The 1801-nt window shown below is 66.4% G+C and carries 3 protein-coding genes; 2 read left to right on the top strand and 1 reads right to left on the bottom strand.

Features of this window, described 5'->3' with window-relative positions; translation table 11 throughout:
* The first annotated feature begins 18 nt into the window (after positions 1–18).
* Positions 19–543, top strand: coding sequence for a hypothetical protein (locus EB084_24700; GenBank protein NDD31464.1), 525 nt, complete (start codon positions 19–21; stop codon positions 541–543).
* Positions 544–561: 18 nt separating this feature from the next.
* Here EB084_24700 and EB084_24695 read toward each other — a convergent pair whose 3' ends face one another.
* Entirely contained in the window at positions 562–1071 is a 510-nt protein-coding gene (locus tag EB084_24695; GenBank protein ID NDD31463.1) for a hypothetical protein, read from the bottom strand.
* A 383-nt stretch (positions 1072–1454) separates the two neighbouring features.
* Between EB084_24695 and EB084_24690 the strand changes: the two genes are divergently transcribed.
* Positions 1455–1801, top strand: a 347-nt coding sequence (locus EB084_24690) for a hypothetical protein (protein ID NDD31462.1), incomplete at its 3' end; no start/stop codon positions are given.

Below are 1801 nucleotides of genomic sequence, written 5' to 3'. Positions count from 1 at the left end.
CTGCAGGTCGCAGTCTCGATGGTGTGCGGGCTGTCGGTAGCCGAGGCGTTTGGCGCGGACGGGGCGCGCCGCACGCGCCTGGTGCTGGGGAGTGCGCTTGTTGTTCAGCTCGTGGGGGGTGCGCTGCAGGCGCTGCCGCCTACGCTTGCACCGCTGTACGCCTACGCCGGCGATGCGCGCGTCGTGCTCGGCGGCAAGGTGGGCGACAACGTGCGTCGCGCCAGTGAAGAGCTCGAGCAGCTGCGCGCCGCCCTCGATCGCTTCCCCGGTCCGATCATCGCTGAGAACCTGGGGGCGCCGGTGCAGATGGGTCGCCCTGCGGCGCTGTGCGATCCGTCGTCGCTCTTCGCCATGGCCGAGAAGGGGCTGTGGGATGAGGGCCAGTTCATTGATATGGTGAAGCAGAAGCGGTTCTCGGCCATCGTGCTCCAGCGGCTCGACGTGGCGCACATCCGGTTCTCGAGCGCGGCGATGCGCGCCATGCTCGAGGCGTATCGGCCGGCGTTTCAGCTGCACGAGGAGTGGGTGCTGGTGCCGCGGTAGGGGGGCGCAGAAAGCTGTTCACATCGCGTTCATACGACGTTCACCCCATCGCAACGTCTTGGTAACAACTGCCTGCCATACTGCTGCCCACGGGGAGGTGCTCGGAGGCAGAACATGGCAACGAGCTGGTTCGTTCGTGTTCTCGAGACGGGGTGCGACGTATGTCTGGGAGACCTGCGACACCGCGGGACATGCGTACGACCGCGTGGTGCTCTGCGTGATCGGCTTGTTGAAGCGCCACCTGGGCGACGACCTCGACGGGTCGCGCAGTCGGCGCAGGGCCAGCACGAAGGCGGCTAGCCAGAGATAGGCCTCGGTCTTGCCACCGCCGGTGGGGAAGAATAGCAGGTCGAGGATCTCGCGATCCGGGTGATCGGGCACGGCGACGCTGCCCAGGTCAATGGTGACGGTGGCCTCGCGCACCTGGGCCGGCGTGGTGGCGCTGGCCGAGTTCGCCGCAGACGACGGGGGCGTGGACGGCGTGGGTGCAACGGGCCCAGTGGTCGGGTTCTGTGTCAGTCGGGTCACTGTCGGTCGGGGCGATGTGGTGAGGACGTTTCTTCTTGCGGGAAAAGGGGGTCTCCTCCGATTGGGGAGGGGTGCACGGTTGTCGCGCACGGTGTGGCATTTTGCAAAGATGGGGAGGAGGGGTGCGGGATACGCTCGGGGTAGCATTTTGCGAGAATGGGGAGGCGTTCGGGTTGCGCGAACGGGGTGGTGTTTTGCAAGAATGGGGAGGAGGAGTGAGATGGGGGGCGGCGAAAACAGGATGCGTGGGGAACAGGCGTGCAGCGCGCATCTGCGCTCAGCCCGCACGCCGCCGAGCCCCTCGCTCTTGATGACCTTCGTGTGAATCGATTCAACCAGCACGGCCATGAGGCCGCGCGATCATCACGCGGGGGTCTTCTTATATGTTCGAGCGACTTTGTGAACTCGTGAAGCTCGATGTCTCTGTTCTGCTCGGCGAGGTGAAGCGACGCGGGCGTCAGTTCGGCGCTTCGCGCTGGGAGCTGGCGGTGTGCCTGCTGGCGGTGGAACGCCGCGGGGTGCATCTCGAGCGCGGCTGCTCGAGCGTGGTCACCTTTGCGGTGCGCGAGCTGAAGCTCGACCCGCAGCCGGCCTACGAGATGCTGCGCGTGGCCCGCGCCCTCGAGCACCTGCCCGCGCTCTCCCAGGGGCTACGCGATGGTGACATCCCGTGGACCAGTATTCGTGAGCTCACCCGCAATGCAACCCCAGAAGAGGACATGCGTCTGGC

It is taken from the genome of Pseudomonadota bacterium (genome assembly GCA_010028905.1).
Classification (GTDB): domain Bacteria; phylum Vulcanimicrobiota; class Xenobia; order RGZZ01; family RGZZ01; genus RGZZ01.
This window is presented reverse-complemented; position numbering and strand designations above follow the sequence as displayed.

Bases quoted from the DNA above. Each gene is read 5' to 3' on its own strand.
- EB084_24700 (NDD31464.1), top strand. From the start codon at position 19: ATGGTGTGCGGGCTGTCGGTAGCCGAGGCGTTTGGCGCGGACGGGGCG.